13 protein-coding genes are annotated in these 12,868 nt (G+C 53.5%); all 13 read left to right on the forward strand.

All coding sequences use genetic code 11. From position 1 onward, the window contains the following. Positions 1–9 precede the first annotated feature (9 nt). The 13 genes from ctaC to B142_RS0105175 all read left to right on the forward strand — a co-directional run bounded on the left by ctaC (position 10) and on the right by B142_RS0105175 (position 12,845). A complete protein-coding gene (ctaC, locus tag B142_RS0105110) occupies positions 10–1,101 on the forward strand; it encodes an aa3-type cytochrome oxidase subunit II (RefSeq protein WP_018120472.1) in 1,092 nt (363 codons plus the stop codon). Positions 1,102–1,121: 20 nt separating this feature from the next. Further along, positions 1,122–1,553, forward strand: a complete 432-nt coding sequence (ctaF, locus tag B142_RS0105115) for an aa3-type cytochrome oxidase subunit IV (RefSeq protein WP_018120473.1) — start codon at positions 1,122–1,124, stop codon at positions 1,551–1,553. A 529-nt stretch (positions 1,554–2,082) separates the two neighbouring features. After that, positions 2,083–2,697 carry an aa3-type cytochrome oxidase subunit III gene (gene ctaE, locus B142_RS0105120; RefSeq protein WP_026167858.1) on the forward strand — a complete coding sequence of 205 codons (615 nt, stop codon included), beginning with the start codon at positions 2,083–2,085 and terminating at the stop codon, positions 2,695–2,697. A 64-nt stretch (positions 2,698–2,761) separates the two neighbouring features. Further along, positions 2,762–3,655, forward strand: coding sequence for a cytochrome bc1 complex diheme cytochrome c subunit (gene qcrC / locus B142_RS0105125; RefSeq protein ID WP_065420329.1), 894 nt, complete (start codon positions 2,762–2,764; stop codon positions 3,653–3,655). After that, complete coding sequence (qcrA, locus tag B142_RS0105130) at positions 3,655–4,875, forward strand: cytochrome bc1 complex Rieske iron-sulfur subunit (RefSeq protein WP_018120476.1); 1,221 nt, start codon at positions 3,655–3,657, stop codon at positions 4,873–4,875. Before qcrC ends, qcrA begins: the two co-directional genes overlap by 1 nt. After that, positions 4,875–6,503, forward strand: coding sequence for a cytochrome bc1 complex cytochrome b subunit (gene qcrB / locus B142_RS0105135; RefSeq protein WP_018120477.1), 1,629 nt, complete (start codon positions 4,875–4,877; stop codon positions 6,501–6,503). The genes qcrA and qcrB overlap by 1 nt, the downstream gene beginning before the upstream one ends. Positions 6,504–7,210: 707 nt before the next feature. Beyond that, a complete protein-coding gene (locus tag B142_RS0105145) occupies positions 7,211–7,807 on the forward strand; it encodes a C40 family peptidase (protein ID WP_018120479.1) in 597 nt (198 codons plus the stop codon). An 86-nt stretch (positions 7,808–7,893) separates the two neighbouring features. After that, positions 7,894–8,931, forward strand: a complete 1,038-nt coding sequence (locus tag B142_RS0105150) for a C40 family peptidase (RefSeq protein WP_018120480.1) — start codon at positions 7,894–7,896, stop codon at positions 8,929–8,931. A gap of 154 nt (positions 8,932–9,085) precedes the next feature. Continuing rightward, the gene (locus B142_RS0105155) at positions 9,086–10,048 is read left to right on the forward strand and encodes an ROK family protein (protein WP_026167859.1); all 963 of its coding nucleotides are present in this window, start codon (positions 9,086–9,088) and stop codon (positions 10,046–10,048) included. A 42-nt stretch (positions 10,049–10,090) separates the two neighbouring features. Then, complete coding sequence (locus B142_RS0105160; protein ID WP_018120482.1) at positions 10,091–10,831, forward strand: lysophospholipid acyltransferase family protein; 741 nt, start codon at positions 10,091–10,093, stop codon at positions 10,829–10,831. Between the two features lie 18 nt (positions 10,832–10,849). Beyond that, positions 10,850–11,947: an acyltransferase family protein gene (locus tag B142_RS11970; RefSeq protein WP_018120483.1), complete on the forward strand. Its 1,098-nt coding sequence runs from the start codon at positions 10,850–10,852 to the stop codon at positions 11,945–11,947. Between the two features lie 64 nt (positions 11,948–12,011). Then, a complete protein-coding gene (locus B142_RS13525) occupies positions 12,012–12,167 on the forward strand; it encodes a hypothetical protein (RefSeq protein ID WP_018120484.1) in 156 nt (51 codons plus the stop codon). 162 nt (positions 12,168–12,329) lie between these two features. Next, positions 12,330–12,845 (forward strand): polyadenylate-specific 3'-exoribonuclease AS, encoded by a 516-nt coding sequence (locus tag B142_RS0105175; protein WP_018120485.1) that lies wholly within the window; start codon positions 12,330–12,332, stop codon positions 12,843–12,845. Positions 12,846–12,868: the final 23 nt, after the last annotated feature.

Here is a 12,868-nt window from a genome sequence, read left to right on the forward strand (position 1 = left end):
AGAACACACGTGGGACAGCGTAATGAACGCAGCTTGCGCCGGAAATTGGGTCTTGGCGGCGTCTTAGGTCTCGCAACGGTCGGTTTGGCCGCTTGTGACGTCGAGCCGCCAGCCGCGGCCTCAAATTTCCTGCACATGGGTTGGCCAGAGGGAGTTACCCCAGAGGCGAACTCCATGTTCAACTTTTGGATCTGGATCTGGGTACTGGCCTGGTTTATCGGAATTATCATGTGGGCGTTGTTCTTGACGGCTATTTTCCGTTGGAGTGCCAAGCGTGCCAAAAAGAAAGGTCGGGGGGAGTTCCCACGACAGCTGCAGTACAACGTTCCGGTCGAACTAGTTTTGACGATTATCCCGGTCATCATCGTGATGGCTTTGTTCTTCTTTACCGTTCAGGTGCAGCAGAAAGTCGTCGCCAACGACAAAGAGCCTGAGGTTGCGGTAGACGTTACAGCTTTCCAATGGAACTGGAAGTTCGGCTACGCCGAAGTTGGCGGAAATTTCACGCCAAATGGCCAGGACTACGACGGTGAAGACGAAGAACGCACCGCGATTGCTGAAAAATCGCAGCACGACCCTGAAGATATGAAGAATGCCAACCCAGTGCATGGTCGTTCTAGCGGAGACAATTCGTACCTGAATTACAACGAGATTGAGACTTTGGGTACTACGGATGAGATTCCAGTATTGGTTCTGCCTACCAACACCGCAATCGAATTCCGTCTGGCTTCCGGCGACGTGTCCCACTCATTCTGGGTGCCGGAGTTCCTCTTCAAACGCGATGTGTACTCACACCCAGAAAACAACCAGCAGGAACGCGCATTCCAAATTGAAGAAATTCAAGAAGAAGGTGCCTTTGTTGGACGCTGTGCCGAAATGTGCGGTACATACCACGCGATGATGAACTTCGAGATTCGTGCAGTATCTCCAGAGAAGTTTGCCGACTACATGGAATTCCGCCTTGCAAACCCAGACGCTCCTAACTCAGAGGCTCTGGCGTCGATCGGTGAAGCTCCTTACGCTACCTCCACCAAGCCATTCAACTCCGCTCGTGAAACCGCCGATGGCGATAACGCTGCGGATCCAAATACCGCTCTGTAAAACCAAAGGAGAATACAGACATGCGCGCTAGTGCGAAACTGTTCTACGCAATCGCCGTCTTCCTCGGAATCTCCGGAGTGGTCTACGTCTTCGGCACCGTGTGGATCGAAGACGACGGCTGGATGCACCGATACGATTGGGCAGGTGGCGTTCCGCTGCTGTTGGCTGCGTTGATGGCCATCATGCTCGGCGTCTATCTGCATGTGACTGAATCCCGAGCTGACGTCTTGCCGGAAGACTGGGAAGAAGCAGAGATCTCTGATTCTGCCGGCGTTCTTGGCTTCTTCTCGCCAGGCTCGATGTGGCCATTCTGGATGTCGATTGCTATCTTCGTCTTCGGTCTCGGCGTGATTTTCATGTACTATTGGCTGATTCTGGTCGGTGGCGTCATGCTTATCTGGGCCTGCACTATGTTGAGCCTGCAATACGGACTTCCAAAGGAAAAGCACTAGTTCGACAGTGCTTTCACGGCCTCCGTTTAAGCGCCTCAGCTGTTCCGTTAAAGGAACGGGTGGGGCGCTTTTGCTGTCTGGGGTATCGCGCTTTAATGAACCGGCAGGCTACTATCTTGGCACTCGCTTATCGTCCAGTGACGAAATCAAATCAAGAGTTCCAACGGGTTTTGATCATGAATAAGTTCGCGCAATTTTAGGGGCATACAAAAGTATGATCAGGCATTTTAGCTCGGTTTTCATGCTGTGAGTTGCGGCACGTTTGGGGGTTGGGACGGTGGCCTATTACCCCCGATTTGAGTTATGTGTGGATATAGCTTTCGGTGGAGAAGTGCATACGATGGGGGATAATTGCCCAGTGACCTGCCAATAAAGGTAGTCGGAAAAAGCGAGAAAAAGTTCCCAAATTTTCATGGGTATTTTAGCTACCCCCGTCGGTAAGTCACCCAGGCTGTCGCCTTAACGTGACCTGGGAAAATGGGTGAGAGTTGAGATGAAATTCAGGAAAGGACGGTGCATACTAATGAGCGTGACGAGCGCAGTAACTAACCCAGGAATGACAGCACCACAACGTGTCGTGTCGCTGAACCGGCCAAACATGGTCAGCGTCGGCACGATTGTGTTCCTGTCGCAGGAATTGATGTTCTTCGCCGGATTGTTTGCGATGTGGTTTACATCGCGAGCTAACGGACAGGCGGGAGACTGGAGTGAGCAGACCCATCACCTCAACGTGATTTATGGCGCGATCATTACAGCCATCCTTATTACCTCGTCTGTTACTTCGCAATTCGGTGTATTCGCGGCTGAGAAAGGCGACGTATTTAAGCTTCGTCTGTGGTACACCGTGACTATTGCCTTGGGCGTTGTGTTCCTGGGCATGGTTGCATTCGAGTATTACGAGATGATCTCGCATGGCGTGACCATTCAGGCCAGTGTATTTGGATCGGTGTTCTTCATCATCACTGGTTTCCACATGCTCCACGTGACTGCAGGTCTTATTGCTTTCGCCATTGTTTTGGCTAGGGTTTGGAAGTCAAAGTTCACCCCTGCTCAGGCAACCGCTGCGATGGCAGTCTCGTATTACTGGCACTTCGTTGACGTCATCTGGATCGGCGTCTTTATCGTTATTTACCTCGTTCAGTAGGCCGTAGCTAGCCGTATTACGGTCTACAGCCCTTCACTTTCCGTTCTCGACATTTTAAAGGGAAATGATGGATACCAACCCGAACACAGAGCCGCAGCGGGAAAATCCGACTGTCGGCAAAGCGGGCGCTTCGCGCCGTAAACGCAAGATGCGTCGGACGCTCGCCGGCGCAGCTGCATTGTCTGTGGGGCTCACCGGCGCCGGTATTCTTGCCAGCGCTTTGACCCCGGAAGCGCAAGTCGCTACCGCACAACGTGATGATCAAGCCTTGATTCAAGAAGGTAAGGACATCTACGAAGTTGCCTGTATTACTTGTCACGGCACCAACCTTCAGGGCGTTCCTGACCGTGGGCCGTCATTGATTGGCGTTGGCGAAGGCTCCGTTTACTTCCAGGTGCATTCAGGTCGTATGCCTATGATGTCCAACGATGCACAGGCAGAGCGAAAAACGCCGCGTTATACCGAGCAGCAAACTCTTGCTTTGGCCGCGTACGTAGCAGCTAACGGTGGGGGACCTGACCTCGTATACAACGACGACGGCACTATCGCGATGGAGGAACTTCGCGGTTCTTCGTACAACGGCCAAATTCAGCCTGAAGATGTGGCGCGCGGTTCGGAGTTGTTCCGTATGAACTGTGCATCCTGCCACAACTTCACAGGCCGTGGCGGCGCGTTGTCGTCCGGTAAGTATGCGCCTCCTTTGGACCCTGCCAACGAGCAAGAGATCTATCAGGCTATGCTCACTGGCCCGCAGAATATGCCTAAGTTCTCTGAACGGCAGTTGACCCACGACGAAAAGGCCGACATTATCGCGTTTATTAAAGACGCGAAAGAGTCGCCTTCGTCCGGTGGTTGGTCTGTAGGTGGATTGGGCCCGGTTGCTGAAGGCTTGGCCATGTGGATCATCGGCATCACCGCTCTGGTTGGTGCAGCTATGTGGATTGGATCGCGTACCTAATGTCGAACGAGAAAAAGAATTACACGGAACAAGAGCTCCGGGGAATGAGCCAGGATGAATTGGCTCAACTCGGTACGGAACTCGATGAAGTTACCGTCGCATATCGTAAAGAACGGTTCCCGGTCGAGAACGACCCTGCAGAGAAGCGCGCATCGATATCGGTCGGCATCTTCTTCGGCATAGCCATCATTGCTGCAATCGCCTTCCTTGGCGTCTACCTGTTCTGGCCATGGGGCTACAAGGGACACGGCGAATCCGGTCAGTTCCTGCACGCCGTATACACGCCATTACTTGGTCTTACTTCTGGTCTTGCCATCCTGTGTCTCGGCATTGGTGTGGTAATGATCGTCAAAAAGATGGTGCCAGAAGAAATTGCAGTGCAAAACCGGCACGACGGCCCTTCGGACGAAGTTGATCGTCAGACGGTGACCGCTTTGCTCAACGACGCATGGCAAACCTCGACTCTTGGTCGTCGAAAAGCATTGCAGGGTCTGCTTGGTGGAGCAGGAATTCTGGCAGGTCTCGTTGTCATTGCTCCGCTGGGCGGTGCGATTCGCAACCCCTGGGCTGTTCGCCATGAGATGAACTACAACGGCGATGGAACTTTGTGGACCTCCGGGTGGACTCTTCACGATCAGGGCGTAAAGCTTTACTTGGCGCGTGACACCGGTGCGATTGCCGAACACCATGAAGGCCAATCTGGAAACCACTGGGAGACCAAAGGTGTTTCTCGCCTTGTCCGTGTCCGTCCCGAAGATTTGTCTGCGGCAGCGATGGAAACCGTATTCCCATTGGCTGAAAACGATGTCAACGATGGTGATCGTTATGATCCACAGCGTGATGTATATGAAAACCATATGCACTCAATTCACGGACCACGCAACGCAGTAATGCTGATTCGTCTTCGCCACGACGACGCCAAGGCGGTTGTCGAACGGGAGAATCAGGAAGACTTCCATTACGGCGATTACTACGCGTATTCAAAGATTTGTACCCACGTCGGTTGTCCTACCTCGCTTTTCGAGGCTCAGACCAACCGCATTCTGTGCCCGTGTCACCAGTCGCAGTTCGACGCAATGCAATATGCAAAGCCAGTTTTCGGACCTGCGGCTCGTGCCCTGCCACAGTTGCCCATCACCGTTGACGAAGAGGGCTACCTCATCGCTCGCGGTAACTTCATCGAGCCAGTTGGCCCGGCTTTCTGGGAGCGTGAATCCTAATGAGCAATAAACTTGGACAGATTGCGGACAACGTCGATTCGCGTTACACGATCTCTGGGATGGTCCGCACCCAGATCAATAAAGTCTTTCCAACCCACTGGTCGTTCATGTTGGGTGAGATCGCACTGTACAGCTTCATTATTTTGTTGCTGACAGGCGTTTACCTGACGTTGTTCTTCGACCCGTCAATTACCAAAGTTATCTACGATGGCGGTTATCTGCCGCTCAACGGTGTCGAGATGTCTCGCGCTTACGCGACGGCGTTGGATATTTCATTCGAAGTGCGCGGTGGACTGTTTGTACGCCAGATGCACCACTGGGCAGCGTTGATGTTCATGATGTCTATGGTCGCGCACATGCTTCGCGTGTTCTTTACCGGCGCGTTCCGTCGCCCTCGTGAAGCGAACTGGATCATCGGTTGTGCGCTCATCATGCTGGGCATGGTCGAAGGGTTCATGGGGTACTCCCTGCCGGATGACTTGCTGTCTGGTGTCGGCCTGCGCATCATGTCCGCCATCATTCTTGGTGTCCCAATCATTGGCACCTGGATTCACTGGGCAATCTTCGACGGCGACTTTCCATCTGAACTGATGTTGGATAGGTTCTATATCCTGCATGTGTTGATCATTCCGGGAATTATCTTGGCACTGATCGCTGCCCACCTGATGCTGGTCTGGTACCAGAAGCACACGCAGTTGCCAGGACCTGGACGCACTGAGAACAACGTCGTTGGCGTACGTATCATGCCGGTGTTTGCAACTAAGGCCATCGGTATGGGCTTGATCGTCGCCGGTGTATTGGCCTTGATGTCTGGTTTGTTGACCATCAACGGTTTCTGGACCATTGGCCCGTACAACCCATCGCAGGTTTCTGCAGGCTCGCAGCCGGACGTTTACATGCTCTGGACCGACGGTGTGGCACGTATTATGCCCGCTTGGGAGCTATACATCGGTGGTTACACGATCCCATCCGCATTCTGGGTTGCACTCATGTGTGGTGTCATGGTCATCTTGCTGTTTGCCTACCCAGCTCTAGAGAAGAAGGCCACGGGAGACGATGCCCACCACAATCTTCTGCAGCGTCCTCGCGACGTCCCAGCTCGTACGGCTATCGGTGCCATGGCTATCACGTTCTTCTTGTTGGTCACTATCTCCGGTGGTAACGACCACGTCGCGCACTTCTTCAACATCTCGCTGAATGCAATGACTTGGTTTGGTCGTATCGGCCTGGTGGTGCTTCCTCCACTGGTTTACTTCCTGACTTACCGCATCTGCGTTTCCTTGCAGCGCTCTGACCGCGAGGTACTTGAACACGGTATCGAGACCGGTACCATTAAGCAGCTGCCTAACGGTGCGTTTATTGAAGTACACCAGCCGCTGGGTCCTGTAGACGAGCATGGTCACCCAATCCCGCTGGAGTACGCTGGTGCCGCTGTTCCAAAGCAATTGAACAAGCTTGGCTATGCAGATCAAAACGCGCCTGGTGTCTTCAGCCCGGACCCGGATGACGTTGCTGAACGCAAGCGTCGCATCGAGCATGACAATCACGAAGAGGAAGCAGAGATGCTTCGTCGTCTCAACGAGGCCAACCGTGAGGCTGATCGCCGTAACGGACATCTCGACGACTAACTGAGATGGCTTTATAGTTCCCGGCGGAGCTAACCCGGCTAGGCGAACCGCCTAGTGCACTGAACCCACCCCGCCCCTAGGATCCCTAGGGGCGGGGTGTCTCGCGTCTATGCGGTATCGAGTTGTGCGCACCCATCTTTCTACAGAGTCCCTCGGTCGCCAACCAACCACACAGGCGCTGCGTCTCGCCTGTCTGGGCTTAATCCACGTCGAGACGAAATTACCGCAGCTAACACATTTCGAGACGGTCCAGTTCTGCTCCACGGAAGTTCTACCTACAGCACTATGGAAAAGTTGCTGATGGTGCACAAATGGGAAGATTTTATCGCTATCGGTAGGAATATGAGTAAAGTCACTTCAATTAAATTTTCGGCACTTGTGGGCCTTCTCTCTGCCGGTGGTTGGATTGTTTTGACTTGCCTCTTCTTCAGAAAATGCCTGGTAAGTCCGTTATTTTTCTCTTTGCTTCTTCGTCTGTTTCGTTCGCATGTAATCAGATCTTTTATGATGTCGATCTTGCAACGTGTAGATAACAAGTCGGTAACGGCTGTAATTCCGGCTCTCGATTCGACAACGTTTGTTGTCATTTCGTAACCTATCTGTGACATTAAGTCAGGCATCCAGCTCTCAACTTTGAGGCCGAAGGTGCTCTGAGCAGAAACTACGAAAACTGTAGTGCACACTCAACCGATTTTGGAGAATATTTCGTGGCTAAACACCGTAAGCAGAACCTGTCCACCAAACGTCGTGTAGCTGCTGCATCCGCTGTTGTTGTCGGATCCACCGTCATGGCGCCAGGAATGGCAACTGCTGCCGAGTTCACCATCCCGAACACTAACTTCACTGTCGATGTTCCTGGTGTTGAGAACATCCCTGGTGCTCAGGAGTTCCTGAACAACGCCCCGGCTCCAGCTCCACAAGCAAACAACCCAGTTCAGGTTGCGCAGAATGCTGTGAGTTCGAAAGGGCAGCAAATCGTTGATGCGGCACGCTCGGCAGTCGGTAGTCCATATGCCTGGGGTGCTGCAGGTCCTAGCTCTTTCGACTGCTCGGGTCTCACTAGCTGGGCATACCAGCAGGCAGGCGTAAACATCCCTCGTACCTCGCAGGCACAGGCTGCAGGCGGAACTCCGGTGTCCCTGGACGCGTTGCAACCTGGAGACATCATTGCGTACTACGGTGGTGCTTCGCACGTCGGTATCTATACCGGCCACGGCACCATCATTGACGCCTTGAACGCCGGTAGCCCGGTTGGCGAGCGCCCACTGCACTTCCAGCCAATCCACTCAGCCGTTCGTTTCTAAGTAGCAGGCAGGACTAGCCATTGCGCTGTGCATAGCGCTAGTATTGCCGTTGGTCTACTCGCTTCATCAAGAAAGTTACTCAACGCATGATTTCTAGTGCTTTCCGGTCGCGCCAGCGCTTCCTAGCCATCGCAACTGCTTCCGCCCTTATCGTCGGTGGAGGCGCATTAAGTGCACCTTTTGCTTCTGCGGACGACATTGAAATCGTCAAGCACGACATTGAAACTAAGGGATTCGAGCTTTCCCGGAAGCACGAAGAGTTGAAAAACCTTGAGGGCGTCCTAGAGGAGCGCTCCTCGCGCGTCGCGCAGCTTGATTCCCTTAGCGCCGACGCCGCTGCGAAAGCGGCTCAGGCGGCGGATGCACGCCAAGCACTGCAACAGACAGTAGACCGGATTGCGCAAGCAAAGCAGACCGGAACTTCCATTGATGACGCCTCAGCTGTGTTGGCCTCGGGAAGCCCGCAGGAAATGATTGATCGGCAAGCGTTCCTGAATTCTTTGTCTCGTGGCGCTACCGATGAGATCCAACGGCTGCAGGATGAAGTGAAAACATCCGCTCGTAGTGCCAGCAAGGCCAACGCTAAGCTGCAAGAAGCAATTTTCCACAAAACTGATTTGGAATTCCAGCGCGGGAAGCTGCAAGAACAGCGTGACGCGTTGGAATCTGAGATTGCCGAGTTGGAAGCTCGTGTTAACGCTCTGAGCGATGAGGAGCGCACAGCTCTCGGCGGTGGCGGCTCGGTAGACCTCGCGGCTGCCGGCGAAGCTCTGTTGAGCGTTGCAGGATCTGGAGCATCCGGGGCAGCATTGACTCGGCTCGGAATGCCATACAACTGGGGTGCGGCAGGCCCTGATTCTTTCGACTGTTCTGGCTTGATGCATTGGGCCTATCAACAGCAAGGCAAGAGCATACCGCGTACCTCGCAGGCACAATTGTCCGGAGGAACCCCTGTATCACTCAATGCTCTGCAACCTGGCGACATCATCGGCTATTACCCTGGTACGACTCACGTCGGCATGTACATCGGTGACGGCAAGGTAGTGCACGCCTCTACGTATGGTGTTCCCGTCCAAGTCGTTCCGTATGATTCCATGCCGATCACTGGAGCTTCCCGCTACTAGTTAATAACTACTTAACGGCGGTCATTTCACAGCTTTGAACCCGCGTCTTCTAAGAAGACGCGGGTTCTCTGTGTTGCGATAGGGCGCCAGCATATCGGAAGATTGCCGTCCGTAACGCGGCTTCGCCAAATGGATGGAGTATAGTGAGATGGTTATGTCAATTGCCTCAAATTCCTTGACGATCGGCGTAGATATTGGTGGCACAAATATGCGTGCCGCCGTCGTCGACGCGCAAGGACAGATATTGGACCGCGCTGCAACGTTGACTCCAAACAGCGAAGGCGTGCTCGTCGACAAGCTGGTGGCCCTGGTTGATACTTTGCGGGACCGCCATGAGATCTCCGCTGTTGGTCTTGCCGTTGCGGGTTTCCTGGACCCTGAATGCACCAAGGTGCGATTTGCGCCGCATTTACCCTGGCGCGAAGCTCCAGTCCGCGACATTATGACTCAACGCCTGGGAATCCCGGTTCGCCTAGAACACGACGCCAATTCCGCTGCGTGGGGTGAATACGTATTTGGGCAGGCACAGGAGACAGAAACGTGGGTTTATTTTTCTGTCGGTACTGGAATAGGCGCGACCATCATGCACCAAGGCGAGATTTTTCGCGGGTCCTTTGGCATGGCCCCAGAATTCGGTCATGTCACAGTTGTCCCTGGTGGACGTAAGTGTTCCTGCGGCAAGCGTGGATGTTTAGAGCGCTATGCTTCGGGGACGGCACTGGCTGATACCGTGTTAGAGCTTGCCGACGAATGCCCTGAGTATCGCCGCAGCTCTTTATTGCATACCGCTTCTACCGGCGAAGAAATTATGGCTGCTGCGCGCAAAGGTGATCCGTTGGGGCAAGCGGTGGTCGCGGAATTTGCTCGCTGGCTCGGTATTGGTTTGTCTTTTGTCGCAGATGTCATCGATCCCGAATTGATTGTTCTTGGTGGCGGTGTAGTGGGTAATCATGACCTGTTTTTGCCTCGCGCCCACGAGGTGATGGGGGAGTCCATGGTCGCAGCAACCCATCGGCCACACCCGCAGGTTTCTATTGCAAAACTAGGGTCCGCGGCGGGTATGGTTGGGGTGGCACATTTATCACGATATGCTGAAGAATCCGCGAAAACTAGCTAGAAAGGCTGGATCCGAGCTGTGGCGAGGACAAACACCAAGGGCATGAACAATGGCTGGTACCGTTTTTTTAAGTACGTGCTTATCGGCCCCTGGCTGCGGGTATGGAATCGTCCATTCACCGAAGGCTTGGACAACGTTCCACGTCAAGGCTCAGCTATGTTCGTGTCCAACCATCAGGCAGTGATGGACTCGTTTTACCTCCCACTGATATGCCCGCGTCAGCTCACATTCCCGGCCAAAAAAGAATATTTCACTGGAACCGGATTTGTCGGGGCTATCCAACGATTTTTCTTTACGTCCGTGGGACAGGTTCCCATCGACCGCACCGCAAAAGATGCCGGTGATGCGCTGATCGATACCGCAAAAACTGTTTTTGCTCGCGATGATATTCTTGGCATCTACCCAGAAGGTACGCGTAGCCCTGATGGTCGTATCTACCGGGGTCGCACCGGTATGGCGCGGATTGCGATGGCCACGAACGTCGACGTGATTCCCGTGGCGATGATCAATACCGCACAAGCCAACCCCATCGGTTCGTGGATCCCACGTCCTGCCAGAGTTGGTGTGCGTTTTGGTAAGGCGATTTCGCCGCATAAATGGGCAGATGAGCACGGGCTGAACCCGGAAGACCATCAGACAATGCGGGAATTTACGGACTTTGTGATGCGCGAACTGGCGGAGCTTACCGGTACCGAATATGTCGATCGTTACGCATCGGAAGTGAAGGATTCCTTGCAGGCAGGCAATGGGTATCCAGAGGGTACCGAACCCAACCGCGCGTGATTCAGCGGCAGGAGGATAGTGGCTAAGCAGCGACTGAAGTGGCCCGATATCGCCCGGGGAATCTCAATTTTGGGCGTTATCGTCCTCCATGTTTCGCTGGCGATTCCCGAGGCTCGCGATACCTGGCTTTCGCAAGCAAATGAATTTCTCGACCCCTTACGGATGCCGCTGTTTTTCTTAGTCAGCGGACTTTTTGCTGCGAAAATATTCAGATATAGCTTCTGGCAACTTTTCGCCCACCGCCTTTGGTTCCTTTTGGTTCCCTATGTTATTTGGGTGCCACTCGAGCTGGCTGCCTTCCAGGTAATTGTCATGCATGACTATGATTCCGCGTGGCCGCCCGCGACTTATTTTCTGCTGCAGCTTGTCTCTGGGTCTACGATGATCTGGTTTTTATACGCGTTGATCTTGTTCAATATCGTCCTGTGGTTGCTGCGTTCTTTGCCTGGGTGGGCAGCTGTTCTGGTATCTTTTCTCATCCCCGCTGCGTTGTTGCCATTTCATGAGCATTGGCATCTGATCGCGAAATCGGTCATCTATCTTCCCGTATTTGTTTTTGCTGCGTACTTTTCTGCCTCGGTGCATCGATTTACGGCGCACGCCAAACGTGTGCCGGTTGTTATCGGGGTTACCGCGGCGTACCTCATGGGCTATATTGGTGCCGAGATATGGGGAAGTATGCGCAGCTCCACGATCTATTGGGACGGTCCGGGGATCATTGAGTTTGGTGATTTTGAACTTGATCTACTCTTGCGCATTGTTCAGCACGCGTTGTCCCTCCCAGCTGCTATTGTGCTGTCTGTTGTGCTGACCGCGCTTCCTCGTGTGAGCGTGGTCCTGCTCAAACTTGGACGCAATACTTTGCCGCTCTACGTCGGCCATCACTTCGGCATTATGGCTATGTTCCACTATCAACGCCTCTGGGTTGTGGATGTGGAGCTGGATGAAATTAGCCGATTCGGTAGTTTTCCCTTGGGTAACACTTATTTTTGGTGTGTGTGCGCCGTGCTCGGTGCCTTGGCAGCGGGGGCGTTATTGAAATATCTCACGCGTATCCGCTCTCTACGATGGTTGCTGTATCCGCCCCCATTGTCGGCGTTGCTGCGCCGCGAGTAAGATCGTCGCTGGGAGTAGTATCACTGCCGAGTGCGCAGCATGCTAAGAAAGAAGGAAGCATATCGTGGATAAACTCACCATCTTCCGGCTGGTCGCGGTCACGATGGCCATCATCGGTTACGTGGTTTTGGCGTCAATTGGTGTGGATGCCACTGTCGTCGGACCTATCTCAGTTCTGCTTATCGTCTTGCTGTTATTCGTGCCATTGCGTCGTCGCTGACAAGCGTGGGGCTAGATCGGTGCGGTCGGAAAACGTTGCTGAGTGATGAGATCTGCCGTTCACGGGCACAATTTCACAGGCACAATTTCGCACTCACAATCTCATATCCACAACTTTGTATTCACAACATTGCCGTCGATTTAGGAAGACATTGGGCTTAACGTGCGCTATTTTTACGACACCGAATTTATCGAAGACGGCAATACAATTCAGTTAGTCTCGATCGGCATTGTTTCCGAACGCGGCGAGGAATACTACGCAGTATCGACAGAATTTGATCCGCACCGCGCCAATGCTTGGGTGCGCAAGAATGTGTTGAATAAATTGCCCCCGCGTTCTGCGTCGGTGTGGAAGTCGAATGCACAAATCCGTCGAGAAGTCCTGCGATTTCTCACTACCGACGGGCGGCCTGACTTGTGGGCTTGGGTAGGTGCATATGACCATGTTGTGCTGGTGCAACTGTGGGGTGATATGAGTGGCTTACCACAAAATCTCCCGCGCTTCACCCACGAGCTAAAGCAGCTGTGGGAAATGGTGGGACGGCCAAAACTGCCGGATGTGCCAAAGGGTAACCATGACGCGCTTGTCGACGCACGGCACAACTTGGAAAAGTTTAAAGTATGCCAGAACGTGGCCGCGTTGGATCGCGAGAATCGTGTGCAAAGAATCATATCTTAGCCGTTTTCCAGTGCTTCTGCTTT

Origin of the sequence: Corynebacterium propinquum DSM 44285 (assembly GCF_000375525.1) — a bacterium.
GTDB lineage: Bacteria > Actinomycetota > Actinomycetes > Mycobacteriales > Mycobacteriaceae > Corynebacterium > Corynebacterium propinquum.

Coding starts and splice junctions, on each gene's coding strand:
- ctaF (WP_018120473.1), top strand. CDS start 1,122: ATGCGCGCTAGTGCGAAACTGTTCTACGCAATCGCCGTCTTCCTCGGA.
- B142_RS0105155 (WP_026167859.1), top strand. CDS start 9,086: ATGTCAATTGCCTCAAATTCCTTGACGATCGGCGTAGATATTGGTGGC.
- qcrB (WP_018120477.1), top strand. CDS start 4,875: ATGAGCAATAAACTTGGACAGATTGCGGACAACGTCGATTCGCGTTAC.
- B142_RS0105150 (WP_018120480.1), top strand. CDS start 7,894: ATGATTTCTAGTGCTTTCCGGTCGCGCCAGCGCTTCCTAGCCATCGCA.
- B142_RS0105160 (WP_018120482.1), top strand. CDS start 10,091: ATGAACAATGGCTGGTACCGTTTTTTTAAGTACGTGCTTATCGGCCCC.
- qcrA (WP_018120476.1), top strand. CDS start 3,655: ATGTCGAACGAGAAAAAGAATTACACGGAACAAGAGCTCCGGGGAATG.
- qcrC (WP_065420329.1), top strand. CDS start 2,762: ATGATGGATACCAACCCGAACACAGAGCCGCAGCGGGAAAATCCGACT.